Raw genomic sequence first — 1,395 nt, forward strand, 5'->3', positions numbered from 1 at the left:
ATCACCGCGGCATCAAATTCTCCCTCCAACAGATAACCTTGACCTAACTGAAACCAAAGCTCATCGTTATTAGGCTCTTGTTTTAACTGTTGCTGTATTTCATCCATGATGTCTCGCGAGGTCATCATTCGAGCTATCTCCGCTTGGATAGGTTGCGGTGGGGTTTGCTTCAACAATAAGTAGCCAGCGCTAGTGAGTGCTAACACCATCAAACAACAGCCAACCCACGGCGTAGGCTTAACTTTAGAAGCGCTAAGTGACAAAACGACGATAAAAGGCCCCATCAAAGTGATGGCAATGAAGAACCATAAAGACATAGCGATACCCGTGAGTAAACATAAGCTTAGTGTACTGGTTTGATTGAGAGATTGCGTTGATGAAGATACAAAAAAGCCGAGCATCTTGCTCGGCTTTCATATTTAGCGATGAAGGAGAAGATTACTCTTCTTTGCCCTCTTCCGCGTCGTCTGCTGCTGGCGCTTCAGGAGCTTGCTGTTCTGCATTCGCTTCTGTTGTTTCTGCTTCTTCGCCTTCTGGCAATTCCACATCTTCAACTTCATCGATACGTTGTAGACCAACAACTGACTCATCTTCTGCTGTACGGATCAGCGTTACACCTTGAGTGTTACGGCCTACTTGGCTAACTTCTGCTACACGGGTACGAACCAGAGTACCAGCGTCGGTGATCATCATCATCTCGTCGCCTTCTTCTACTTGCACTGCGCCAACTACTGGGCCATTACGCTCAGAAACCTTGATAGACACAACGCCCTGAGTTGCACGACCTTTCGTTGGGTATTCAGCCAGCTCGGTACGTTTACCGTAACCGTTTTGAGTAACCGTTAGGATGTCGCCTTCGTTAGACGGAACGATCAGTGAAACCACTTGGTCGTCGTCAGCCAGCTTCATACCACGGACACCTGCCGCTGTACGACCCATTGCACGTACTTTGTCCTCGCTAAAGCGAACAACTTTACCTGCTTTAAAGAACAACATGATGTCGCTTGAACCCGTTGTGATATCAACGCCGATTAGAGAATCGTCATCACGTAGGTTCACCGCAATTAGACCGTTTGAACGTACGTTCGCAAACTGGTCTAGAGAAGTCTTCTTAACGGTACCGTCGCCAGTTGCCATGAAGATGAACTTGTCTGCTGAGAACTCATCAACCGGAAGAATTGCAGTGATACGCTCACCATCTTCTAGTGGAAGGATGTTCACGATCGGTTTACCACGTGCAGTACGGCTCGCTAGTGGCAATTGGTAAACTTTCAGACGGTAAGTCTTACCGCGAGTAGAGAAACATAGAATGTTGTCGTGGGTATTCGCCACTAGAAGACGTTCAATGTAGTCTTCATCTTTCATTCGAGTTGCACTCTTACCTTTACCACCACG

At 47.3% G+C, this 1,395-nt stretch carries 1 protein-coding gene and 1 pseudogene; both read right to left on the reverse strand.

Annotated elements, in window-relative coordinates:
* A pseudogene (locus R7R24_RS24480) lies at positions 1-317 on the reverse strand (hypothetical protein); the annotation flags it as partial.
* A gap of 121 nt (positions 318-438) precedes the next feature.
* Positions 439-1,395 (reverse strand): DNA gyrase C-terminal beta-propeller domain-containing protein (locus R7R24_RS24485; protein WP_318119692.1); only part of this gene is annotated, 957 nt, incomplete at its 5' end.

It is taken from the genome of Vibrio sp. 704, assembly GCF_033339295.1.